The 26,626-nt window shown below is 37.8% G+C and carries 14 protein-coding genes; 9 read left to right on the forward strand and 5 right to left on the reverse strand.

Going from position 1 to position 26,626, the window contains the following annotated elements; translation table 11 throughout:
- Positions 1-481: 481 nt before the first annotated feature.
- The gene (locus tag N7931_RS16615; protein ID WP_262795469.1) at positions 482-1,606 is read right to left on the reverse strand and encodes a DUF748 domain-containing protein; all 1,125 of its coding nucleotides are present in this window, start codon (positions 1,604-1,606) and stop codon (positions 482-484) included.
- Positions 1,607-2,424: 818 nt separating this feature from the next.
- Between N7931_RS16615 and N7931_RS19560 the strand changes: the two genes are divergently transcribed.
- The 7 genes from N7931_RS19560 (at position 2,425) to N7931_RS16655 (ending at position 19,021) form a co-directional block, all read left to right on the forward strand.
- On the forward strand, positions 2,425-4,512 hold the full coding sequence (locus N7931_RS19560) for a glycoside hydrolase family 32 protein (RefSeq protein WP_316250591.1): 2,088 nt from the start codon (positions 2,425-2,427) through the stop codon (positions 4,510-4,512).
- Between the two features lie 156 nt (positions 4,513-4,668).
- Complete coding sequence (locus tag N7931_RS16630; protein WP_262795470.1) at positions 4,669-7,623, forward strand: SusC/RagA family TonB-linked outer membrane protein; 2,955 nt, start codon at positions 4,669-4,671, stop codon at positions 7,621-7,623.
- Between the two features lie 65 nt (positions 7,624-7,688).
- Positions 7,689-9,452 (forward strand): RagB/SusD family nutrient uptake outer membrane protein, encoded by a 1,764-nt coding sequence (locus N7931_RS16635; protein ID WP_262795471.1) that lies wholly within the window; start codon positions 7,689-7,691, stop codon positions 9,450-9,452.
- 159 nt (positions 9,453-9,611) lie between these two features.
- A complete protein-coding gene (locus N7931_RS16640) occupies positions 9,612-10,946 on the forward strand; it encodes a hypothetical protein (RefSeq protein ID WP_262795472.1) in 1,335 nt (444 codons plus the stop codon).
- A 280-nt stretch (positions 10,947-11,226) separates the two neighbouring features.
- Entirely contained in the window at positions 11,227-16,020 is a 4,794-nt protein-coding gene (locus tag N7931_RS16645) for a GH32 C-terminal domain-containing protein (RefSeq protein WP_262795473.1), read from the forward strand.
- A 75-nt stretch (positions 16,021-16,095) separates the two neighbouring features.
- Positions 16,096-17,025 carry a substrate-binding domain-containing protein gene (locus tag N7931_RS16650; RefSeq protein WP_262795474.1) on the forward strand — a complete coding sequence of 310 codons (930 nt, stop codon included), beginning with the start codon at positions 16,096-16,098 and terminating at the stop codon, positions 17,023-17,025.
- A gap of 4 nt (positions 17,026-17,029) precedes the next feature.
- Positions 17,030-19,021: a methyl-accepting chemotaxis protein gene (locus tag N7931_RS16655; RefSeq protein WP_262795475.1), complete on the forward strand. Its 1,992-nt coding sequence runs from the start codon at positions 17,030-17,032 to the stop codon at positions 19,019-19,021.
- Between the two features lie 15 nt (positions 19,022-19,036).
- Here the strand turns inward: N7931_RS16655 and N7931_RS16660 are convergent, their stop codons facing one another.
- The 3 genes from N7931_RS16660 to N7931_RS16670 all read right to left on the reverse strand — a co-directional run bounded on the left by N7931_RS16660 (position 19,037) and on the right by N7931_RS16670 (position 21,978).
- Positions 19,037-20,017: a GGDEF domain-containing protein gene (locus N7931_RS16660; RefSeq protein ID WP_262795476.1), complete on the reverse strand. Its 981-nt coding sequence runs from the start codon at positions 20,015-20,017 to the stop codon at positions 19,037-19,039.
- 340 nt (positions 20,018-20,357) lie between these two features.
- On the reverse strand, positions 20,358-21,422 hold the full coding sequence (locus N7931_RS16665) for a FecR family protein (RefSeq protein WP_262795477.1): 1,065 nt from the start codon (positions 21,420-21,422) through the stop codon (positions 20,358-20,360).
- Positions 21,415-21,978, reverse strand: coding sequence for an RNA polymerase sigma factor (locus N7931_RS16670; protein WP_262795478.1), 564 nt, complete (start codon positions 21,976-21,978; stop codon positions 21,415-21,417). The genes N7931_RS16665 and N7931_RS16670 overlap by 8 nt, the downstream gene beginning before the upstream one ends.
- A 279-nt stretch (positions 21,979-22,257) precedes the next feature.
- Here N7931_RS16670 and N7931_RS16675 point away from each other — a divergent pair, with 279 nt between their 5' ends.
- Positions 22,258-25,281 (forward strand): TonB-dependent receptor, encoded by a 3,024-nt coding sequence (locus tag N7931_RS16675; RefSeq protein WP_262795479.1) that lies wholly within the window; start codon positions 22,258-22,260, stop codon positions 25,279-25,281.
- A gap of 173 nt (positions 25,282-25,454) precedes the next feature.
- Here the strand turns inward: N7931_RS16675 and N7931_RS16680 are convergent, their stop codons facing one another.
- Positions 25,455-26,129 carry a YesU family protein gene (locus N7931_RS16680; RefSeq protein WP_262795480.1) on the reverse strand — a complete coding sequence of 225 codons (675 nt, stop codon included), beginning with the start codon at positions 26,127-26,129 and terminating at the stop codon, positions 25,455-25,457.
- A gap of 258 nt (positions 26,130-26,387) precedes the next feature.
- Between N7931_RS16680 and N7931_RS16685 the strand changes: the two genes are divergently transcribed.
- Positions 26,388-26,626 (forward strand): hypothetical protein (locus N7931_RS16685; RefSeq protein WP_262795481.1); only part of this gene is annotated, 239 nt, incomplete at its 3' end.

Raw genomic sequence — 26,626 nt, forward strand, 5'->3', positions numbered from 1 at the left:
AGAACTTTTCAACATTGAGTCTAACAACACCATTCCAATAAGCTTTAAATTAATAATTTCATAAACTTAAGCCTAGATTAACTAAAATGCAACAACAATTTTAGGGCAGAAACCAAGCCAATCGTCAAAGCGAGCCTAATATGGGTCGTTATGTAAACTCATTATTATAAAAGATAAATAAAATCAGACTGTTAATTTATATCATCTCTATGAAACCAATACCTTGTTAAAAACAAAGCGAGAAATAATTTGAGTTTTTGGCGTATTGCCATTTATAACTGTGTAAATAATCAGTGTTTAAGGTTGGAGGATTTATTGATTACTAACATTAAACTACTTTAACTTGAAAAGCTGAGATCCAATCAATAGTTAATTAAGCTCTGCTTTTCGCTCAATCAATACAGAGAAGAGAGGTTAAGTCTAATCCTGCTGAGCAAACGGTCAGAATCAGATATAAGTTGCTACAACTAAACCCCCTGTTTTACGCTGAGGATTTTGCTTGGGTATCGTACGAGATAATATCTTCTATTTTCATTTCAAAAGCTTTAATAAAAGCATTGTGTAAAATCGAAATGACAGCTTGAAGCGTTGATATTTTGGTATTGTCTACCGTACCGCTGATTGGAATTTTTGCGGCAACTAAATCACTTTTACTGTTTTCTAAAATATTGCCAAATAGCTCCACAATATTTTCAAATATTAAGGTTGCTGGGCCATCATTGTCTTCTTCTATATCGCCTTCCCACGAAAATACATTTAAATCATAAATCCCTGCGGTTAAATACCCTTTAAGTTTTCCGTTATGACAAACCAGCTCCATGGCGCCGTCTACAGAGCCAAGCTCAATATCAAACGGAGTATAAAATTTAATGGCTGAATCAAGATGAGCAATATCAAAGCGTTGAATTTCTGCGTTAAAGTCAAAATTAGGTTGTTCACTAAAAGGGTTTAGTGCGCCATATAAACTGAGTTTCGATTCGCCCATTAGTTTTCCGGTTAGTGAAAACTTACTGACTAAACTGTCTTGTCGTTTTTCACTATTGGTAATATTACTGAATTTGCCGTTTAAATCGCCAAGGTAAGTTTGAGTTTGTTTATTTTTAAACTGATTGATCAGCGTAATTTTACCCTGTTGAATTGAAACCTGATCAATTGAAAAAATCACAATGTCATTAGCTAAAGCAATCCATGTTTCTTCATTGGTGAGTTTATTTTGCTCTTGTGGTGTGATCTTAGGTTCTTGGTCAAATATGATTAACTCTGGCTGGTGAAGCTGCATTTGCGAGACAATTCTGCCACGAAACAGCGCAGGAATTAAAATAGATAAGTTAACTCTTTTTATATCTAATAATGGCTGCGGCGGGGTGTTATCTACAACTGAATAAATTGAAATGCCTTTAATATCATAAGCGGCGTCCAACAAATGTAGCTCAACTGCTTCAACCTGACCGGTAATCCCATCGGCGGTTTGCAGAGCATGATTAATAAACTGCTTCATCACCATTGGGGTGATTAAACGCAATAAAACAAGTGCCGTGATAATAAGCAGGCTGTATTTAACCCAGTTGTTAGAAAATAGATTTTTATTATGGTGAGTTTGAGTCATTAGCATCGCAGTTTATTGATTGGTAAAGTAAATCTAGCTTGAAAAAGCCAATAGTTAAAGCCAAATAAACTCAGGCTGCGATTATTGAGAATTAGGTTTAAAAGTGGTGGAAGCTAAGGGTTATTAGAAGAAATTTGGTTAAGAAACTGGGACTAAGCCATAGGGTCTTTTCGAGATAGATTTTAACTCTGATTTTATGCTGCACTTCTGGTGATTAAACTACTCAGTAATTAAAATAAAAGCGACATATTATTTCCACTCATCTAATAATACATTTATGGTAAACCGAGGCTATTACTAGCTTGGACTGTAATCACTCGTATCATATTAGTGAAGGGAGCCTGAGTCTATTAGTCAAGCAGCTATTTTACAATTGTAAGTCAGACCGCTCTTAAATGAAGTTTCCTATAATGACGATATTATTAGCTATGTTATCACCTTCGGTTATGCAACTTCTTCCTGTTCTGTAGGGAAAAGCTTTTAAAGCGAACATCTATCTAAAATAATTAAAACTATAAACCAAGAGGCGAACACCTTATTTGGTAGACTTTATTTAAAAAAGTGTCTTTTCAACAACAGATGACAAATGAATATGTATTAAAAATGCGATCTAGCATTATGTTTACTTTAATATTTTATCTTCGTTTTTATATTAAATAGATCTCAAGTTAGGATAAAAAATATCAAAATGTATTTTTTTTGTAAAAAATATTGAAAACAACGTTGTTTATGTTTATAGTTTAGACAACGTTGTTAAGGTATTTATTAACTTAATCCTAACTAGGTCAATTTGAGTTAATTGTTTAAAGGTAAATTTTATGAAAGGTTTAGTTCCAATTCTGGCGGTAGGATGTTTATCAGCTTGCAGTCAATTTAATACACCCAAGGATGTAAACGGGTTAACTTTAGGAGGCGAGCAAATGGAAACCGCACAGCATCATTATCAAGAACATCACAGACCTCAATTTCATTTCACTCCTAGGTCTGGTTGGATGAATGATCCAAATGGTATGGTTTATATCGATGGTGAATACCATTTATTTTATCAACATTATCCAGACGATAATGTGTGGGGACCGATGCATTGGGGGCATGCAATATCAAAAGATTTAGTGCATTGGGAACATAAACCTATTGCGTTATACCCGGATCAGCATGGCTGGATTTTTTCTGGTAGCGCCGTGTTCGATAAAAATAATACATCGGGTTTAGGGACTGCGGATAATCCACCTTTAATTGCTATTTTTACATATCATAATGATAAAAAAGCTCGCGCGGGTTCTAAAAACTTTCAAACTCAGGGGATAGCTTACAGCTTAGATAAAGGTCGTAGTTGGACACCTTATGAGGGTAACCCTGTATTAATTGGCCCTGATATTCCGGATTTTCGCGATCCTAAAGTGAGCTGGTATGAACCAGAGCAAAAGTGGGTGATGGCATTAGCTGTGGATGATCACATCAGCTTTTATTCATCTAAAAATTTAATTAACTGGCAATTTGAAAGCGATTTTGGGATAGATGCGGGTACTCATGCCGGTGTTTGGGAATGTCCAGATTTAATTAAAATGCCAATAGAAGGTACAGATCAAGAAAAGTATGTATTGCTCGTTAGCATCAACCCAGGTGGACCAAACGGTGGCAGTGCAACTCAGTATTTTGTTGGCGATTTTAATGGCAGTGAATTTATTTTAGACGAGACAATTAAACAGCAAGTCTCACAAATTCCTGCACAGTTTCCACAAGGTAATGTGTTTGCAGATTTTGAAACTGATTTTTCAGACTGGACAGTAAAAGGCGATGCATTTTCACTTGGCCCAGTTGCTGGTAATGCCGCGGGTCAAACAGGGGTTTCAAACTTTGTGGGTAAGCGTTTAGTCAACTCGTTTAACAAAGGTGATGCAACAACGGGTGAAATCACTTCTCAGACTTTCACAATCGAGCAACCACATATTAATTTTTATATCGGCGGTGGTCAGCATCCGGGTAAAACGGGGATTAACTTAATTGTTGATGGCGAAGTTGTACGCAGTGAAACCGGCCATAACTCCGAAAAACTAGATATTGCAAGCTGGGATGTATCTGAGTTTATTGGCAAAAGTGCACGTTTAAAAATTGTTGATCATGTGACCAGTGGTTGGGGGCATATTAATGTTGACCAAATTGTATTTGCCAGTGAACCGGCTTATCCAATCAGAGAACCAGCAATTTGGCTGGATTATGGTACAGATAATTATGCTGGCGTGACTTGGGCGAATGTTCCTGAATCAGATGGGCGCTATCTGTTTATTGGCTGGATGAGTAATTGGTTATACGCGAACGATGTGCCAACCGATGAATGGCGCAGCGCAATGACGATTCCAAGAACATTAGCCTTAAAAAACACTTCAGCAGGTTATCGAGTTGTTTCTCAACCGGTTAAAGAACTGGAGGTATTAAGAGTCGCAAGTAATACACGTAAATTAGACGTGATTGACTCTAAAGTAAATTTAAATCAGTTGTCTGGTATTGAAGCTGAGCAATTCGAATTAGAGCTAAGCCTAGATGCTAAACAAACCCAGAGTTTTACTCTAGAAATTGGTAACCAGATTAATGAAAAAATCAGTCTGATATTTGATCGTGAAAATAATCAAATTGTGCTTGATCGTTCAAATTCAGGTAAAGCAAGATTTTATGATGGTTTTGCCGGAAAACAGTTTGCGCCTCTTCCTGAAGGGCAAAAGTATCAAATTCGGGTATATCAGGATACCTCATCCACTGAGTTATTTGTGAATCAGGGGGAAGTAGTGATGACGGCGTTGGTATTCCCAAATAAAGATTTTACTCAGGTGAATTTATCGACCCAGAGTGAAATTGAGTTAAGCCGCTGGAGTATGCATAAACTTAACTCAATCTGGAATAGTAAATAATTGTTATTTATTAAAAATGAGTCGAATCAGAGATGAACGACTAGGGTTTAAATATGAACTTTGTGTGGGCTGGATGCTCACACGAAAATTTGACTTAAAAATCATATAAACAACGTTGTACTTTGTTTAGAGAATGAGAATTATGGGGACACACGAATGAAGCAATTCAAGTTAAATCCATTAAGCAGATCAGGTGCAATACCACTTTGTGGCTCTTTACTTATGATGCTGCCTACTGCTTATGCTGCGGAAGCAGAAAGCGAAGCTGAAAATCTGGAAGTTGAAGAAACCATTATTGTGACTGGCTACAGTACACAAAGAAAAGAAGATTTAACCGGTGCAGTAACTGTTGTTGAATTAGATGACATTGAAGATCAGCCTGCTGGTAATATTATGCGTAATTTACAAGGCAGGATCCCCGGGCTTTCTATTACAACAGATGGTAATCCGGGGCAAGGTGCAACTGTGCGAATTCGTGGTCAGGGCTTAGGCCGTTTAGGTAATAATGACCCGTTATATATTGTGGATGGTGTGCCAACTAAACTTAGCTTACACCAGTTAAACTCGCGTGATTTTGAATCTATTCAGGTATTAAAAGATGCCGCAGCAGCGAGTATTTATGGTGCTCGTGCCGCCAACGGGGTGATTGTTATTACCACCAAAAAAGGTAAAAAAGGTAATGTGCAGTTTAATGTGTCGTATAACGAAACGATTGAAGATTTTGATTATGACCTGAGACCGCTTAATACTGAAGAACGTGCGCAAGTAGTTTGGCAAGCTGCAATAAATGATGGAACTAATCCAAATAATGCCAGCCCACTTTATTCATACGACTGGAATGGTGATTACGACAACCCAGTTTTAAATAAAATTATTTTTCCAAACAAGCTGGATGCAAATGGGACAACTTCACCGGCAATCCCCGGCACTAACTGGTTTGATGAAGTCACGCAACAAGCTAAAACCCGTGACTTAAATTTTTCAGTGAGCGGTGGTTCAGACAGAGCGCGCGGCTTTATGTCACTCGGCTTTTTTGATGCCGAAGGTATAGTTAAAGAATCTCATTTTGAACGGATTTCGTTCAGGGTTAACTCATCATTTGATCTGATTGAAGATAAATTAACGGTTGGTGAAAATTTAACAATTTCACGTCAGTCATCTAATCAGGTTAACAGCGAAGCTGGGAATATTTTAGGATTAGCGTTAGAGCAGCAATCAATTGTCCCTGTTTATACCGATGATGGTAGTAAATTTGCAGGACCTGCAGCTGGTATTACTGACCGCGATAATCCGATGATGTTAATTGAGCAAAACAAAGATAGCGAAGATATGTTTACTCGAATTATGGGGAATATATACGCTGAATATAAGCCAATTGACACCGTTAAACTCAGATCAAATGTAGCATTTGATTATGGTAATTATTATTACCGTCGTTTGGTTAGAACGGTTGATGCCGGTACTCAGCAACGTGAAGCTGAGCTGTTTAACTCAAATGCGTGGACTCAAAACTTAACCTTTTCAAACACCGCCGAGTATGCAGATACATTCGCCGATAAACATAATTTAGTGGTATTAGTGGGTACTGAAACCATAGATTATGATGCGGAAGATTTTAGTGTGTTAAGTATGGGCTTAGCGGTAGAAGACTATAACTTTGCATTTCAGGGTACAACCACAGGTGAAGTATTAAAAGGCGGGATAGGGGATGAGTGGACACTTAATTCCTACTTCACCAAAGTCGATTATAACTATGATGATAAATACTTAATTTCAGGGACCTTACGCCGTGATGGCTCTTCCCGTTTTGGTAAAAATAATCAGTATGGTAATTTCCCTGCTGTTTCGGCTGGCTGGAATGTTAGCAACGAAGAATTTTTTGATATCCCTTTAATATCAACGTTAAAGCTAAGAGCAAGCTGGGGTAAAACAGGTAATCAGGAAATTGACTCTCGTGCTAAGCAGGACATTTTTGAGCCATTATATGCAACCGAGTCAATGTTTACCGATAAACAAGACAATGGTACAGCGTATGATATTGGTGGTAATGATACCGGCACTTTACCATCAGGCTTTAAAAAAACCTTAACTGGTAACCCGGATTTAAAATGGGAAACCTCTACCGCAGTGAACTTTGGGGTGGACTATAGCCTTTACTATGGAACGGTATACGGTACTGCTGATTGGTTTAAAAAGAAAACCTCTGACATTTTAACTCTGACTACCCCGCTTGCGACTTTAGGTGAAGGTGCGGCTCAATGGGTTAACGGTGGTGACGTTGAAAACTCAGGTGTTGAATTAAGCTTAACTTACGATGATTACCTAGAGTTTGAATCAATTGGTGAAATTAAATTTGATATTACCGCCAATGTATCTAGTTACAAAAACGAAGTGGTTGCACTACCAGACAATGTTAAAAACTCATTTGGTGGAAACGGTGCGGATAAAACCATTTTAGGCCATTCAGTTAACGCAGTTTATGGCATGGTGGCTGATGGGTTATTTCAAAGTCAGGAAGAAGTGGATGCTCATGCTGAACAAACAGGGGCAGCGCCCGGGCGAATTCGCTGGGTTGATACCAATAATGATGGTGTAATCTCAGATGCAGACAAAGTCTTTTTCACCGAAAGAGATCCCGATTTTGAATACGGTTTAAACATTAATATTGAATACGAAAACTGGGACTTTAATATGTTCTGGCAAGGTATTGAAGGCGGCACGATTGAAAATGGTTTCCGCAGATTCACCGATTTTACCTCATTAAACGTAGGTTCTAACTATGGTAGCCGCACATTACATGCCTGGACACCTGAAAATTCGGATTCAGATGTACCCGCATTAAGCCGGATTGATAACAATGGTGAAGGCCAGCTTTCCAGCTTTTATTTTGAAGATGCCTCTTATCTAAAACTCAGAAATGTCTCTTTGGGTTACCGATTAGATGAAAGCGTATTAAAAAATTGGGGCGTGTCTAGCTTACGTTTTTACATTCAGGCGCAAAACCTAATCACAATTACCCCAGATAATACGTTAAGTCAGGATCCGGAAGCACCTAATAATACATTCCCAATCCCGAAACGATTCACTATAGGTTTTGACATGGGTTTTTAAGCACAACTAGCTAAGTACAGTGACTAAAAATCCAAATTTTATACAGAATTGATGAGAGTAAAAAAATGAAAAAATTAGTGAGCTTATTAACTGCATCGGCACTCACCTTAGGGTTAGCTGGCTGTGGTGATTTAGAGAAAGATCCAAAAGGCGCATTAACTGAAGATCAAGTAACAGCGCCAGAGCAAATTGATCAATTGGTGATTGCATCTTATGCCTTTTTAGGTAATGACCATTACACCATTCCACATTCTTTTTGGGCTACAGGTAATTTAAGGTCTGGTGACGCCCATAAAGGGGGTAATGGACCGGGTGATATTTTTTATTATCATGCTTTGTCTATGTATACTCCGCTTATTCCTGATATGGCATCGTATCCGCCTGATTTTATGGATATTAACGGCAATATGTGGGAGCGTTTTTATGCCGCAATTTCACGTACCAATGCGGCATTAAATGCAGTCGCGGAAGCCGAATTAAATAACAAAGCTGAGGTACAGTCAGAACTAAGATTTGTTCGTGGTATTTTTTATTTTTGGTTAAAAATCCATTACAAGCATATTCCTTATATTGATGAAACGGTTAGTGTGGATGAGATTATGCAAATCAGTAATGCTGATTTAACCGATCAGCAATTATGGGAAAAAATTGCCGGTGATTTTGAATTTGCTGCTGCTAACTTACCTGAAAATCAAAATGATGTTGGCCGTGCCAATAAATATTCTGCGCAGGCGTTTTTAGCCAAAGTTCGTTTATTTCAAGCGTATGAGCAAAATGACCAAAACGAAGTGGTTAACATTAATAAAGATCTATTAAATCAAGTTGTTAGTTTGGTCGATTCAATTGAAGCTTCTGGCAAATACCAATTAAACGATGATTTTGCCAAAAACTTTTTGCACGAATTTGAAAATAGTAAAGAATCTGTTTTTGCAATTCAGCGTTCAATCGACGATGGCACTCCAGATGGTAAAGGTAATTTCGCGTTTGCGTTAAATGGACCTCAAATCAATATGGATGTCTATTATGGTTGCTGCGGTTTTCATATTCCGACAGATAATTTAGTTAATGCGTTTAAGGTTGATTTGTCTGGTTTACCTATGTTTGACAGCTACAATGATGAACTATATCAACAAAATAGTGATATTGTTGATCCTCGTTTAGACAGTACAGTTGGTATGGTTGGTAAGCCATTTAAATATGATCCTAACCTGATTGTTGAAGAGTCATGGGCGCGTGATGCAAATAATTATGGCACTTATGTATCGATGAAAGAGCTTGAAATCCCTGAGTGTAATTGTTTAAGTAAAAATGGCCCTTTCACTATATCTTCTTTAAATACAGACTTAATCCGTTATTCAGACGTATTATTATGGAAAGCTGAGGCGTTGATTCAACTTGACCGTTGGGATGAAGCGCTACCTATTATCAATAAAATCAGGCAGCGTGCTCAAGATAGTATCGCCCGTTTTCAACGTCCTGATTTAACTAAGACTGAGATTGGCGGTAGCGCTGAATACCGAGTCGGTTTATATACTGCTTTTGCAAATAAAGAAGAAGCTTTTACCGCGCTTCGTTGGGAACGTCGCTTAGAGTTTGCAATGGAAGGTTTTAGATTTTTTGACTTAGTTCGTTGGGGTGTCGCAGCACAAACCATTAATGGATATCTAACAGTAGAAAAAACTCGCAAGCCCTATTTAGCTGGTGATCCAGAAAAAACCACAGATGATGCGTTTTTTGTAAAAGGTAAACACGAATACATGCCAATCCCTCAAGAGCAAATTAACTTGAGCCAACAAGGTGCGGTTTATATTCAAAATGCGGGTTATTAATCATTAATATCAAGCAAGCCATTGATGTAAACAAACAAGATAACGTGTTTGTTTACATCGTCTAATTAAATTTAGGTCGGCACACTTAAATTTAATTATTTCAAAGTCTTAAATATATTTAATTAAAACAACGTTGTTAGTTTGTTGAGGGGATCAGTAATGAACAAAAAATTATCTTATTTAGCTTGTTTATCTGCATTGGTGTTAGTAACGGGCTGTAAAACAGGCGTGGAATCACCAAAAGGTGAATATAGTATTAGTTTGGCTGACGATTTTTCTAGCGAAGTTGAGCCACCGCCAGAACCACCAAAAGCGTCTTACCAAGAGCAAAATGTGGATCAAACAACACATAACCTGACAGTAACGGGCGATGCCTTTACCCAAGTGATTGGTAGTTTTGATGACGCACTTGCCACTTTGGAAGCCGGTTGGACTGCTAGCGGTGCATTTGATAATCCGGCCAGTTCCGATAGTTGGGCTTTTTTACCTGATAATCAAAAAGAAAATGAGTCAGAGCCGACAGCATTTGTCGGTTTACATGGTGTTTCAACCTGTGAAATTAATCAAAATGCTGAAGGCTGTGATGCTCCAACCGGTAGTTTATTATCACCGTTTTTCACCGTTAATGCCGACCGGCCTTATCTAAAATTATTGTTATCTGGTGGTAATGCTGAAGGTTCTAATGATGTAGGTATTCGGGTTTTAGACGAAAGCGGCAATGAAATTACCCGGTTAAATCCGGCTAATTGCAGCGCAGCTTGGAATAAAAGCGACGATAACTGGCAAGCAATTAATTTATCGTCACATATTGGTCAATATGTACAGGTTGAGATTTTTGATAATGAAAGTGAAGGCTGCGGTTTTATTGCTTTTGATCACTTACACATGAGTGGCTTTGAATCTTTAGCGTCAGATTATGCGGAAGAAAACCCAGATCAATCTGTGCTTAATTTAACTCTGGCGGATGATTCATTTACACAGGTGATAGGCAGTTTTGATAGCGCTAACGCAATGTTAGCTGCGGGTTGGACTGCAACCGGTGTATTTGCTGAACCAGCCAGTGATGCTGCATGGGCATTTGTATCAGATAATAACAAAGACGTAGATGCCGCTATTGTTGGTTTACATGCTGCTTCAACATGCGAGATTAATGAAAATGCGAATGGTTGTGATGGTCCAACCGGCTCACTTACATCGCCATTTTTTATTGTTAACGCAGCGCGTCCAATCTTGAATATTTTATTATCCGGTGGAACCGGTGATAACAATGTTGGCATGAAAATCCTCGCTGCCGATGGTAGCGAAATTGCAAATCATAACCCGGGTACTTGTAGTGATGCCTATATTAAAGCAGATCGAAACTGGGTTTCTCATGATTTGTCTGACTATATCGGGCAAACAGTAAGAGTACAGTTATTTGATAATGAAGAAGCCGGATGTGGGTTTGTTGCATTTGATCATTTACACATGAGCTCAGTAACTTTGGCTCAATAGTATGAGTTTAAAGCGGATGTTTTCAATCAAACATCCGTTTTATTTATGCAGCATCTTTCATTTTATCCTGGGTCTGTTGACGTTTGATGTACAAATTTTGTTCTAACTAAATGCTTTTTAACCGAGGCGCAGCATTGAAGGCCTAATGGGTTAAGTCAAACTACTGAAAAATTGTACTCAAAAGATCAACAGACCCTAGTTAATCATTTTAAATCTTATGCCAAATTAATTAATAACAAACGTCTAATAACAATTTTAATTGGTGTAATTGGAAAATATCATGAATATAAAAAATGCACTCAAGTTGGGGATGGTTTCTTTCGCGTTTACTTCATTGTCAGGCTGTTTAGTCGATGGCAGTAGCGAGATAAATCCAGATCAGTTTTTATCGAATCAAATCCAAACAGATTCAGAGCAAGAACCATTGCCAGAGCCAGAAACGCAACAACCTTTGACACAGTTAGTTTATTTGAATTTTGATGAAAATTCGGGTTCAGCAACCACACTGAATCAGGTTGATCAGTCTATTTTTAGTATTAGTAATACATTCTCCAAACCAGAGCGCGTATTAGGCATAGAAGGCAATGCACTACGCACTGATGGTTTTTCAACTTGGGCAACAGGCAGTGTTAATTTAGCTAACTTATCAGAAATGACTGTGGAAACTTGGGTGGCGTTAGAAAGCTATCCGAGCGATCACGAAACAGTTTATGACAATCTCTCTCCAGCTTCTTTTATTGCTCAAAGAAAGAATAATCAAGGTTTTAGTTTAGATATTAATACTTTTGGGCAATGGCAATTTAACGTTTCAATTGACGGTGTTATGTATAATTTAACCGCGCCGGACGTTTTTCCTTTGTATAGTTGGAATCATATTGCTGCAGTTGTCGATGGATTTAACGGCACTATAAAACTTTATCTAAATGGGGTTGAAGTTGCTTCGACTGACAATAATCCAATCGGCGGTAAAATAGACCAAGCCGATTCTGAACTGCTAATTGCAAAGAGTTATAATACAGCTTCATCTGGTCCATTTTCAGTTATTAACGGATTAAATGGTGCATTTGATGAAATTAAAATTTATCAAGGCAGTAAAACAGCTGATGCATTTACTGCCAATGTACAAATAACAGATAACTCTCATCCACTTGGAACTAGCTCGCTTGAAACGCCAGAGAGTCGTTTTATAAATGACCCTCTCAGACCTATTTTTCATGCTATGCCTCCGGCCAATTGGGCAAATGAGCCACATGGTTTGGTTGAATTTAATGGCCAGTACCACATGTTTTATCAACGCACTCCAAATGGTCCATTCAAAACTCAAATGCATTGGGGTCACATGGTGTCACCTGATTTTGTGAGCTGGTCACATTTGCCTGATGCACTCTGGCCGGAGATTAACAAAAGTTCAAATCAAGGTTTTGATATGAAAGGGATTTGGTCGGGTGATGTGGTTGTGGAAGGTGATACAGCTTATGCTTTTTATACCAATGTAAATCACTCTGGACCTTTTAATCCGGGGGTTGCTGTTGCAACCAGCAAACAAACAGATTTGAAAAACTGGGTTAAATTAGGTCCGATTATTGATAAAACCGGTGTCGATGATATGCGCGATCCTTATTTATGGAAACAAGATGGTATCTGGCACATGATAATAGGAGCCATTAACAATAATCGTGGTGCTTTATTGCATTATACAACGTCTGATATCACAGATTTAAATAGCTGGCAGGCCAGTGATTTCATGAGTGATTTTTCAGCTCTAACCGCCCCTGATGGCTCAGATTCTGGTTTAGCTGGTGTTTTATGGGAAATGCCTGTTTTTGATAAGATTTCCGAAGATAAATACATTTTATTGGTGAATCCGGTTGGTAATGGATATAAACCTCGTGGCATTTATTGGATTGGACGTTGGGTGAATGACCAGTTTGTGCCTGACAATAATCAAGCTAAGTATTTAGATTTAATAACGGGCCATATTTCGCCAACGGTTGCGCGTAATGATGACGGTTTGTTAACCGCTATTGGGATTGTGGATGAAAGGCGTTCATCAGAAGCCCAATTAGCGGCGGGTTGGACTCAAACTTTTTCTGTACCAAGGGTATGGTCGTTGGCAGCTGATGGTGCCACTGTTCAGCAAGTACCAGCAGCGCAGTTAGCACAACTTAGATTAGCTGCTAGTTTGCGAGAGCAGAATAATTTAGTTGTAAATGGCGAAACTGTTATTAATGGTAAAGGACGTCATGTAGAAATTATTGCCGAATTAGATGTAACAGCAACTGCCAATAAATATGGTGTGGTAATTGCGGCTTCTGCTGATGGTGAAGAAAAAACGGTTATTTATTATGATGCGGTTAATAAAAATATTGTTTTAGATAAAACAATATCTTCTGTTTCCACTGATGCCTTTGAGTTAACTGAGCAAGTTGCAGGTTATGATGAAGAGGTTTTCGGTAAGCCGGAAAAGTTTCATATCTTTGTTGATGGCTCAGTGGTTGATGTTTTTATAAACGAAAAAGCAGCATTTTCTTTTAGAATTTATCCACTTAAAACTGATAGCCACAATATTGCTTTATATTCTCAAGCTGCGGACACAACATTTACAAAAGTGCAGGTATATCAATTGGCTGATATGCAAAGTAAACGCACTTTTATTTCAAGTAAAGCTGATCACAATGGGATTGTTGAAGAAAATGAAAATGGAGAGATTATCACTGTTAGAGTAACTAATAATGTATTTGCACAAACATTAGATTTGAGTAAGTGGCAGGCAATCAATTTGCCAAGTGGTGTGAGCTTAGGTCATCTTAATAAAATTGATGAGTCCACCGCTGAGATCACTCTGGCAGGTAATTCTAGTGACGATTTTGACACTGATATTTCTGATATAACAGTGACAATTTCAGCTGAACAGTTTGCTAACATGCCAGTACCGTTATCGGTAACAGGTCTGTTACCTACTATCACTGCGGAAGTTGAAGCTGTCACTTCTGCTCAGCTATCAATTAATGGTGATATTCTAGCAAGTATTAATGAAGGCTTAGAAGCTGGGCAGGTTATCTCTGTTGCGTTAACAAATAATACCTTTGTTGACCCGCTTAATAAAACGGATTGGACTGCTCAAAATTTACCAGCAGGTTTGGATTTTACTTTAACCCGAGTTTCAGACAATCAGGTAGATATTCAAATTGTTGGGACAGCCGAAAGCTATCAAAATCAAGACCAATTGGTGACGATTAGCATAGCACCAGAAGCTTTCATCCAAGTTGATCCCGAATTATTCACTCAACCGGTTATCTCAACCGCTATTTTATTTAAAGCTAATAAAATATTTAATTTAACCTTACCTGAGGATGGGCAGAATAATGCATTAGTGATAGGACGATTTGATGGCGCACAAACCACATTAGATCAGGGTTGGTCAGCAAGTGGCGATTTTGCAAACCCGGCTACTGAAAACGCATGGAAAGGTACAACAATCAGTAGCTCTGCTGCTCAAGTTGGTGAAGGTGCAGTGAGTAGTTGTGAAATGAACGGCAATGCTAAAGGTTGTGATCAAAGTACAGGTCGTTTGACGTCTCCCATTTTTACCTTAGAAAAAGAGAATTTATTTACCTTGTTAGCGGGTGGCGAGAATAATAACAAAGCGGTTGGAATTCGTATTTTAGATACAGCCGGAAATTTGTTACACAATTATTCACCAGCGAGTTGTGGGCCTGCCAATATAGATGGTAATGATGACTGGACTGTTATTCAGGCCAGTGTGCTAAATGGTGCTAATATTCGGGTTCAATTTTATGACGAGGAAACCGAAGGATGTGGATTTGTCAGTTTTGATCATCTATTTCAAAGTGATGCAGCTAAAGACGATGCTATGCTTGATGGTGGTACTGTTACATTAACTGCAAAACAAAGAGCGTCTTTAAGCTATGGTGTTAGTTTGCCGTATCAGGATTCAGATTCAAATATCATAGGCTCATTTGATGATGCGCTTGCTATGATTGCAGATGGCTGGATTGCAACTGGTGATTTTGCTAATCCAAGCTCGGCAGAGGCGTGGCATAGCCTTACTACCAGTGCTGCGGATTCAGCCAGAGTGGGAGCCGGCGGTACAACAAGTTGTGAGTTAAATGGAAGTTCATGTGATGTCAGCACAGGCACATTAACGTCACCTTTGTTTACTGTATCTGCTGAGCAAGCTAATTTAGCTATGTTAATTTCCGGCGGTAATGTACAAATGAGTAATGAAGTCGGGGTGCGTATACTCAATGCCGCAGATACTGAATTATTACGTTTTAACCCTGGTACATGCAGTGATGCTTATATAAAAAATGATTTACATTGGAAAACGATTGATTTGTCAGGCTTGATTGGCCAGCAAGTCAAAGTTGAAATTTTTGATAATGAAACGGGTAGTTGTGGTTTTATCAGTGTTGATCATATTCATTTAACTTCGGCACAAGCCATTGATCCTAATTATGTTGATTTTAATTATGATGCCATTGATTTTTCAGAAAGTAATCCAGACCAAAGCTTAAATAATTTGACTGTCACGGATGACGCTTTTGTGCAGGTTATTGGTAGTTTTGATAGTGCAATTCAAATGCTAAATAATGGTTGGCAAGCCAGCGGAGATTTTATTAACCCTAACGATAATACTGCATGGACAGGCACAACCGTTTTTACTGATACTGCAAAAGTGGGTTTAAACGCAGTGAGCACTTGTGAGATTAACTATAATGCAAACGGTTGTGATCAACCTGTAGGTACAATCACTTCGCCGAATTTTAAAATAAAGTCTGATAGACCTTATCTGAATTTTTTAATGTCAGGTGGAAATGGCAATGTGCCAGTTGGACTAAAAGTGATTAATCCTATATCGGGGGCTGTGATTGAACAGTATCTTCCAAATTCATGCTCAGACTCACGGACTTTAGGGAACCAACATTGGGTGTCTATTAATTTATCTGACTGGATAGGGCAATTTGTTCAAGTTCAGATTTTTGATGAAGAGTCTGGAGCTTGTGGTTTTGTTAGTTTTGACCATGTACATATGAGTGCTTCACTTTTTTAAAAACGTAAAAAGCAGCTGTATTGTTCAGCTGCTTTTTATAACGCTCAAATTTAAAACGACAATAATGAGAATAAAATGAAACTATCCAATCTTATATGCTTGTGTTTTTTTGCTCAGTTATTACCAACTCCATCTTTATCTAAACCCCTCACTATAGGAGTTGCTATCAATGACCTCAATAATCCTTTTTTTCAGCAGATTGTTAAAGGCGCTAAGCGAAAAGCAGATGAGTTAAGTAACAACCAAGCGATTATGATGGTGGTTTCAAGTGACTATATACTGGAAAGACAAAAATATCAGCTCAGCCAGTTAGTCGAGCGTAAAGCCGATATTATTGTACTAACGGGAGCCGAACAAACCGCTTTAAAACAGGATATTCAAAAAGCGATTAAAGCTGGTAGCCAAGTGATAGCTGTTGATGTCGCAACAGATGGCGTAATTGCTACGGTTGCAACTGACAATGTAAAAGCAGGCGAAATTGCATGTCATTATTTGGCTGAGCAAATTAATAAAACAGGCAAAGTTGCCATTATTGACGGACCTGCGGTTTCAGCAGTTAAAGATAGAGTGACGGGTTGTATTAAGGCGCTTAACCAATATACCAGTATTACATTAGTAAAAAAGTATGAAAACGGACAAGGCAACCAGCAAGGTGGCAGTTTGGCACTAAAAATATTATTGCAAAATCATTCTGATATCAGGGGAATATTTGCGATTAACGACCCGAGCGCAATTGGTGCTGAATTATACGCCCAAAATACAGGGAAAAGAGACTTAGTGATAACATCTGTTGATGGTGCGCCTATTATGCAAAAAGCGTTAAAAAGTGATGCCGCGCTAGTTGCCGCAACATCTGCACAATACCCTGATCAAATGGCTGAAAAAGCAGTTGAGTTGGGCTTTGCTTTAATGCAGGGGCAAACTTTAAATCGAACTGTTTTTTTGATTGATCCTAGTTTAGTTACTAAGCAAAACGTGTATCAATATCAGGGGTGGGTTGAGTAAAGTTATGTCATTACAATTTAAAATTACGTTAGTTTTTGGCTTTTTAGCCAGTGTGATTTTGGCTGTTATTATGATTGGAGTGCAAAACAGCCAAACTATTAGCAATAGATTCAATCTGTTTTCAGAATATACGACTGAGTTATTACAGGATGTATCAAATACCAGAGCGACTTTTATTCAACAAGATAACCGGGTACTTGAACATTATTTGACGCAGTTACCAGATAAGCAAGCATCGTTACAATCTTTGTTAAATCAGGATATCCAAAAGGTTAATTTGCTCATAAATAAGATAAAATTAAACACAGAACAATTATTTCATGACTTAGATTTTAATCTAAAAAGCTTAACCCCTAATTTATTACAACAAACTAAACTCTTGACTGTTAATCATCAAGTGCTCAATTCTAAATTACAGTTAGTCGACTTAAATAATGATTTTTTAAGAACTTGGTCTCAGGTAAATAATGTTCTTGAACAGCGCACAAAAGATTTAAATGATAGGAGTATTATTTGGCTGTCTTCTATTTTAGCAATTAAAGAAGGGGTGGACCGGCTTAGAGAGTTGACCGAAATGGTACAAATCACTCAAGATCCAAATGTCTACCCAACTTTAATTCCTACTGCTTCAGATACAATTAATATCATCTCGGCTAATTTAGTCATACTGACATATCAAAACTATTTTAAAGTGGATGACTTACAAGCATTTATTAGAAAAATAGAAAATATTTTATTATCAACAAATGGCTTATTACCCACTGCGGTTGAGTATTTAAATGCAAGAGATAAACAAGCTCAGCAACTTATGTTGTATCAACAAAGCTGGCAGACGCAGCAAAATAAGCTGGAAGCATTTGCAAATATGGTGCACCAAGGTACGGTTGATAATGCTGCAATAACGAAACAACAGAATAAAAAAGCGGTTATTTGGTTAATTACTGTTGGTATTATTTGCATTGTTATTACCGCAATTATTAGTGTTTATATGGTGCTTGGGATTCGTCGTCCATTAAAACGTTTAATGATATTTAGTGAGCGATTAAGTAAAGGCGATTTAACCGATAATTTAAACCATATTAGTCATGATGAATTTGGCACTATTGGTGGAATGCTCAATGACATTTCAAAACATTTGAATAATTTGGTGGTCGAAGTTGTTGATACAAGTAAGCAAGTTAATAACACCAGTGATATTTTATTAAATAATAACCACTCTAGTTTATCCCGCGTATCTAACATAAGTGCTGAAATAGAAACTCTATCTGCTGCGTTACAAGAGCTTGGCGCTTCTGCTGGTCATATTGAAGAAAGAACAATTAATACTCAAAAAGAAGTAGATAATATTGATGGTTTAATTGTTCAAAGCAGACAGCTTTCCGCTCAAAATGCTGACAAATTAGCAGAACTAGGGGCTCAAATGAAAAATACGGCTAGTATTGTTCAAAACTTACGTGTCAGTAGTGAAAATATCAGCTCGGTTGTTGCTATTATTCGGGCTGTTGCAGAACAAACTAATTTATTAGCTTTAAATGCCGCGATTGAAGCTGCAAGAGCTGGTGAAAATGGCCGTGGCTTTGCGGTTGTTGCTGATGAAGTCAGAGAGCTTGCCGCCAGAACTCAAAAATCAACGCAAGAAATAGAAGAGATAGTGACTCAATTGCAAACGCAAAGTCAGCAAGCTGAAATTTTAGTTAATTCTGGATTTGAAATAACTCAGGCCAGAATAGAAGATGCGAATGGTTTATCTAAAGATATGCAATCAATAAATCAGGCGGCTTCTGTGATAAAAGATATGAGTGCTTCAATTTCTGCGTCAGCGATTGAACAAGGTTCTGTAATTCAGCAACTGGCACAAAATATTGTTGAATTGGCAGATCAAATTAATGCCAATAAACAAGAATTGAACCACAACTTAGTTAATACTCAAACGCTGGTTGAAAACGCTCATTGTTTACAATCTGCCAGCGAAAAATTTAAGATTAAGCAAGCTTAGAGCAGATTAGGAATATTATTGTTTCAAGTTATACATTCTATGATCTGCCTGTTCAATCAAATCATAAATATTTTGACCATCGTACGGATAAACAGACCACCCAGCAGAGAAACTAAGTTGGTAGTGAATATTGCCTATTCTTATGTCTGTACAGTGAGTATCTATATTATCAATTACAGTTTTGATTGATGATTCATCATTGATTTCTGGCAAAATAACGACAAATTCATCACCGCCATATCTTATTTTAATATCTGAATACCTTAAAACTCGGGTTAAACGATTGGCAAAGTGTTTTAAAACTTGGTCACCAAAATTGTGACCAAAGGTATCGTTTGCGGGTTTAAAATTATCCAGATCAATAAAAATCACTGCTACTTTATGCTGATTACGCTGAGCCAAAGATAAAATAGTATCGGCATGAATTTTTAAAGCTCGTTTGTTATCTAAGTTAGTCAGTGGATCTTGCATTGAGATAGTTTTGTACTTGAGCCTATCTAATGCGATAGCTAAAGCATTAGTAATAGCATTAAAATACGTGATTTGTTGTGGATTAAGAGGTTTTACACCTTCATCTAAAAAAGAACCAGTACCAAAAATGCCAATACTTTTATCATGAATAAATAGCTGGCAATTAATCAAGGTTCGATTACCCCAAACTTGAATGATTTCTTTGTTTGTTGAGCTATCTAAGCGTGCATCTTCTATATAAACCGGTGAGTGATTTTTTAAAATATTTTCCAGCATTTTATCTTGCCTAATATCAATAAAATCATAATTATTCTTGATTAGCTGCTGGCGGTTACCTTTGACTGAGATAAGTTTAAGTTGGTTTTTTTGATTATCTACAAATTGATATAACCAGATGAGATTAAAACCAAATACAGAGTTAATTTCGGTTTTTAGTAAACTCAACATTAAATCAATACTATTAAGTTGATAAAGTGCTTTGGTTAAACGATTAATTGAATCAATTAAATCCGGCGAGGTTTTCACTATTTATTCCTTGTGTATATTTTAAAAGATCCGATGAGTAGCAGAGAATTCAAGCATAAATTAATAAAGACAGCAAGTCATTCAGTGAGGATAAGTCGTTTAAAGTAACTTTGTTTTTATATATTTAAATATTTAAATCAAATAATTACGGTAGTATTTAGCTATAGCTTCTCAGTTTTTTTCTAAAGTTTTTTAGTATATATAAAAACTTTATATATAAGGGGCTATAAACCAGATAAGTGATAGGTTGGCACTTTGTTATGCTTAGAGCCGCTTTCCTTGGCAGTATCACTGTAAAACCCATAACATTTCATGGTTGAACGCTTTTCATACTAATTAATTAACTATTTGCCAAGCTTAGTTTTATTGTGCCGTCAGCTAACGTTTGATGTTCAATGTTAAAGTTTTGACTAAGCACAATGAGCAAGCCTTTTATATCACCCGTTTTAAATACGCCGGCTACTTTAATATTTTTAAGCGTATCATTTTGCTCTAATGTGATTTTAGTTTCGGTATAACGTTCAATTTCGGCCATTGCTTGTGCCAGTGTTTCGCCTCTAAATACTAAATTACCGCTGCGCCACGACAATTTTGCGGCAATATCTGCATCTTCAACTTTTTCGATTTCTTTGGCTGTTTTACCGGTTAAATCTAAATCCAGTTTTTCACCTTTAGCCACAAATTGAACGGGTTCAGATTGAATGGTTTGAGTCGAACTCGCGGTTTTTTGCTGTGTTTGTTCTACTTTGACTTTACCGTCTGTGACTAACAGTTCCACTATATCTTTTTTCATTTGCACACTGAATGCGGTGCCAACTGCTTGAATTTTCTGGCCCGCGGCTAATACATCCAGCGGTCTTGTTGGATCATGTGCTACTTGAATATGAATTTCTCCGCGGTGAAGGTCAATAATCCGGCGATTTTCGCTAAATTTAACCTGTACAAAAGTATTGGTATTAAGTGTAAGCTCACTACCATCTGGCAATTTTATCACCTGATTTTGGCCGACTTTAGTTTGATAATTGGTTTGTGTCGCCAATATATTTTGCTCTGGTTGGGTATGGTTATTTGAATAATCCAAAATGAACCAAGCAGATAGCACCAATAAAAATAAGCTAGCAGCGGCATATAATCCAAAGTGAGTTTTGGGCGCTGTTTGTTTAGTTTTTGGAAACAAATCTGATAGACGGCTTAATTCGTCCATTTTATCCCACAAGTTTGCGACCTCAAGTAAGTCTGTTAGGTGTTGAGGATTTTGCTCAAGCCAATGTTTTAGCTCGCCCTTTTCTACTTGATTTAACTCACGATCAATTCGGCTAATCCATAAACACGCTTGATCTAAACTGTCATCATTGGTTATTTGGGCTTTATCAGCTTGATTCGGGAACGGATAAATATTACTCATTTGAACCTCCGTGGCGTTGGTTTGCCTTGGTTGGGGCTGAATGAATATGTTGACGTTCGCGCATAAAAAGAGTGCATTTTTTTAAACCGGCTGCAATATGTTTTTCGACTGTGCTTTCACTTAATCCACAAGTTTCGGCAATTTCTTTCTGACTGTAACCATAAACTTTTTTAAGAACAAAAACCTTACGACATTGAGCTGGTAACTCTCTAACTGCTTCGCAAAAGTCAGAAAACGCTTGATTATTTGCTGCGTTTTCAAACATTTGATCGCTTAATGTATCGTCAAGTGAGTGATAATCGGTTTCGTCTTCAATTTCCTGTAAATAGCGGGTATCGGCTTTTTTAAGATGATCTAATGCTAAGTTTCTGGCGGTTTTTAGCATAAATGAGCGCGGAGAATGTATATTTTCGCTGTTTTCTATTTGGCAAATGCGCACATAGGTTTCCTGAACAATATCTTCAATTTCTTTAGGTGGTACAATTCTGGAAACAACCCTTGCAATGGTATTGCGGGAAGCTAAAAATATTTTATCTAACATGGTTTCTTGCGTCATAAGCGCGGTCGTCTTTTAGTTTGAGCCGATTATTTTAAAAGACGATTTAACCGCTTTTTTCCACTAACTATTTTTATAAAATAACGATAAAAATAGCATTTTTTGTATTTTAGATAAATAAAATGCTTGCCTGCCATGTTAAAAAAAAACTAGCATGTAAATAAATATGTTTTTTTTAGTAAAAATTTTTTGTGTTTGCATAGCGGAAAATTTTTTGTCTTTCGTCTTACTCAATACGCTGGATAAAAACAGCGTACGTTTGGTTATTAGGTGGTTAGGTTGAAATTATTATCATTTTTGGTGGCTTCTAGCATAAGTGTTAGTGCGCTTGCAGATAATTATTCTAAGACTTATCCGTTTAATATTCCTTCGCAAAGAGCAGACGCTTCGCTGATCCAATTTGCGCAACAGGCTGATTTAACTTTGTTATTTCCGCAAGAGGCCACTTTGGACAAACAAGCAAATCCGCTGATTGGGGAATACAGCATTGAACAGGGTTTGCAAATTCTTTTAAATCATACCGGTTTAAAAGGCGAATTAAGCGCGTCGGGCCAACTTGCGATTTATCTTGAGACAAAGGTGGAGAGTTCCGACATGGTAACGCAGCACAACAAAAATAAATTATCGAGCGCGGTTTTAGCTATTTTAACCGGCATGGCATTTGGCCAGTCAGCCAATGCAGCAGAAGATGAGCAAACAACTCAGGCAACCGACGATGTTGCTGAAGTGATTCAGGTAAAAGGTTTTCGCGGTGCATTATTTAAGTCACTAGAAGAAAAACGCAACGCGGTTAATGTTACAGAATCTATTATGTCAGAAGATATGGGGAAATTTCCTGACTTAAATATCGCTGAGGCGATTCAGCGTGTACCGGGTGTTGCTATTTCACGTGAAGGCGGTGAAGGCCGCCAAATTACTTTACGTGGCTTAGGTCCGTCTTTTACCCGCGCAACGTTAAATGGGATGGAAGTGCCTGCCAGTACCGATGGTTTAGATTCGGGTAATGGGATTAATAATGGCCGTTCGTTCGACTTCAATGTATTTGCGTCTGAATTATTTAACCGAGTAGATATTCAAAAATCGACTACCGCTTCAATGGAAGAGGGCGGTATTGCTGGTACGGTTGATTTATATTCAGCCAAACCATTTGATTATGCAGGGTTTAAAGTTGCAGCCTCTGCACAGGGCGGTTATAACTCGCTAACGTCTGAAACTGATCCACGCCTTGCTTTTATGATCAGCAATACTTTTGCAGATAATACCTTTGGGGCTTTGTTTTCTGTTGCTTATTCAGAACGAACCGTCCGCCAAGAAGGTTTTGGTACAGTGCGCTATACCACTCCGGTTGAAGCAGGTCAGTTATTTCCAGATACGGATAACACAGTGGTTAACGGCGAGTTTGCCAGCGAAGCCTGTGAATTTGATGGGGCTCAGGTTGATCCGTTAAACTGCTTATGGTTGCCGCGTTTACCAAGAGCAGACTTTTTTGGGAACAATCAAACCCGTTTAGGGGTGACCGGTTCATTACAGTATCGCCCAACTGAAAATGCAACCTTAACGCTGGATCTTCTTCATTCAAAACTGGAAAATAAACGCACTGGTTATAACTCAATGGAATGGTTTTTAACGCCGGGGACAGTCACGCCATTAGAAGTTTCAATTGATCCAAATGGTAAACAAATTATGGCTGCAACTTTTGATAATGTGGAGTCGTGGATTGAAAGCCGTGAGCAAAATTCAGATACAGATTTCAGCCAGTATGTATTGTCTGGTCAATTTAATTTAACCGATACAATTAAACTAGATACGATGATTGGTCACGCATCGTCAGATGCTGCGCGTGAAGAGTTCAGATATTATTATGTATCTCAGCCGCATATTTATAGTTTTGATTTTTCAAATAGTAAAAATATCCCAGAAATTAGCTATGGTGAAGGTTATGATTATTATGATGCGGCCAATTATGAAGTACGCCCAGCAACAATTCGCTCCAATGATGTTAACCGCAAAAACTTAACCGCTAAAGCGGACCTTACGATTGAACTTGACGATATGCAGATCAAAACCGGCGTAGCATATAATGATCGTGAAGTTGAATATGTAGTGGGTGATGGTTTTTATGGCGATGCTGTTTCGGCGGTAGGCTACACTAAAGATTTTCCGTATTCTGATTTTGGCGATGGGCTCGATCAGGCGTTAATGACTTTTCCGGTTGCCGATTTTGCCGCACTGGAACGTGACGGAATTTTAAGCCGTGAATTTACCACTAACTTATCCTCATCATGGACAGTGATTGAAGAAACCGTGGCAGCTTATGCTGAAGCAAATGGATTTTATGATGTAGGGGATATGTTACTACGTACTAACTTTGGTGTGCGTTATGTAGAAACCACAACGACTTCAAAAAGCCATTTTAATGGTAATCCGGTTGAAGAAGAAAATAGCTACAATAACTTCTTACCATCTTTAAATTTAGCATTAGAAGTCACTGACGATTTTATTACTCGCTTTTCAGCAGGGCGCAGCATGACCCGTGCAAGTTTAAATGCGCTTAATATAGCTAACCCTAATTTCACTTATGAAACTCGTACGGTTAGCATTGGTAACCCTAAATTAAAACCTTATGAATCCAATGATTATGATTTAGGGTTTGAATGGTATTTTGCCGATGAAGCGCTGCTTTCCGCGACTTATTTTTATAAAGATATTGTGACAGCATCTGAAACTTTACCGGTTGATAAACTCATTGATCCGGTTTATTACGATACGATTTATGCCGACCCGCGCTACGATGAAAGCTACGATTCTGATCCGGCAACGGTTGAATATACCCATTATACGCCAGTTAATGTAGATGGCGAAGCAGTGAAAGGGATTGAGTTAATTTACCAGCAGCCGTTTAGCTTTTTAAATGGCTGGATGTCTAATTTTGGGATCGTGACTAACTATACCCGTGTATCAACAGATGATATGACAGGCATGTCTGAAAACTCGTACAACTTCACCGTATATTACGAGGAAGAAACTTATGGTGCACGTATTTCAGCTAATATGCGAGACGATTATTTGTTAAGTAAACCAGGCGGAAACGGTCATGTTGAAGAAATGAAATATGGACCAACACATATCGACTTTTCATCTTTTTATAACTTTAATGAAAACCTGACATTTACGTTTGAAATTATTAACTTAACTGATGAAAAAGAACGTATTTATGGCACAGGTTATGGTGATTTAGATTTAACCCGCGAATATAACCATACCGGTACTTACTTCTTTGTTGGTGCGCGTTATACGCTATAAGCCAGAGTTTTTGTTCTTGCTTTGCTAGCGCATTGCTTGAGTAAACCAATAGAGACAAGATCCTCTGCTTGTCTCTATTTCTGGATATTCATTTATCGCTATAAAATACCGGAAATGAAAGGCTTTTATTTAACCTGAGGTGTGTATAAGAAGTGTTGAAGTAAATCTCTCAACTATTTAATTGCCCACACTTTAAAGTTGCGATACTGGAATTTAGTCCACTGCATTTGTCTAAAGCCAATTTTTCCGTCAGTTAAAGCTTTGCCTGTATCTACACCTTCAATAAAGGCTTGGTTGTCTATGTAATCAATGACTTTACGTTCATCAATAAACATTTGAATATGTGCGTTTTGTTTAACTAATCTGATTTTATGGGGCTGAGTTGATTGAGCTTTAATGCCTTCTTCGCCCATTTGTAATAAAGAAAAGGTGTTGTTTTTTCTTAAATTCGCATGGCCTCGGTCTGGGTTGTGCGCGGCATTCGTATAGTAAGAAATATGGTAGCTTTTAATTTCACCCTCTGTGTATTGGCTAAATGTGCCATCACGTTTTGGTAGGTGGGGGGCAAAAATGTCTTCACCATTGACGGCTTTCGCGGCAAAAAACAGGATGACTAAACCGGCATCTGTTTTTAAATTTTGAGCTTCCCATTCTGCAATAAAAGAGTCTGGGAATTCCTGCGGACACCAAAATACATGATGCATTTGTTCGTTGGGTGAATACATTTGCATCCAGCCATCGTTAAATTCTAATTTACCCGGGCCTTCCATTACCCAATCGTTTACATCGTCTGGTGACGATAGTGCATTTGCATAAATCAATGAACCTTTTTCAGCCGTGTGAGGCATTAAAATCTGACAGGCTGTTAGCGAAACAAGGAAAAGGATTAAGCCGCAGCACTTTATTAATTTTTTTAAATATATCATAAACGTCTCGATAAATTTCTGTTTTAAAATCAGTTAAGTATGATTATTTAAACATTTTAAATCAAACCCAATCAATAGTGGTCATTGTAATTCATCTGTGATATAAGTTAAACACAATTTGAATAGTTTTCTATTTTGTTAAACCTTTTAGCCGTAATCACTAATAAAGCAGAGAATATTATGGATCGTCGAGAGTTTTTGAAAAAATCTACGATAGCCGCTTCCATCCCGTTAGCGTTATCAGCCTGTAGCCAAACCTCCGCACTAAGCAGTGCAACCAGCCAGAAGTTAAAAAACTTTTTGCGTCAGCCCGGCAAACTCAGTTGGTTAGAAGGCCAACAAACGGCTTATAAACCGGGTAGCACCTGGGGTAAACCTTGGGCGCAGGGCGAATTAAGCAAAACTCAGGCACTCAAATT

Source organism: Catenovulum sp. 2E275, assembly GCF_025515275.1.
Lineage (GTDB): Bacteria > Pseudomonadota > Gammaproteobacteria > Enterobacterales > Alteromonadaceae > Catenovulum.